We start from the raw sequence: 233 nt of genomic DNA on the forward strand, positions 1-233 counted from the left end.
AGTGGCCGAAGTTTTGGACAAAGAAGAAAGATTTATGATCTGGGCGGAGTTCAGGCCCCAGAACAATAACTTGTGCTCTACTGTCTTGATCATGGCCTCATCATCGACGTCAGGATTATTTAATACCTTCTGCTGCTGCCTGGCCAAAAGGTCTTCTTTTTCGGCTGATAACAGGTCTTCGCTATAAATGGAATACTCTGCCTGACCTATTGTTATTTTTTCTCCAACGGACC

At 44.2% G+C, this 233-nt stretch carries 1 protein-coding gene; it reads right to left on the reverse strand.

Going from position 1 to position 233, the window contains the following annotated elements; all coding sequences use genetic code 11:
* A partial coding sequence (locus AC0IWT_RS20050) for a hypothetical protein (protein ID WP_471798519.1) occupies positions 1 to 233 on the reverse strand: 233 nt, incomplete at both ends.

The sequence above is a fragment of the Pedobacter sp. AC464 genome, from assembly GCF_979253075.1.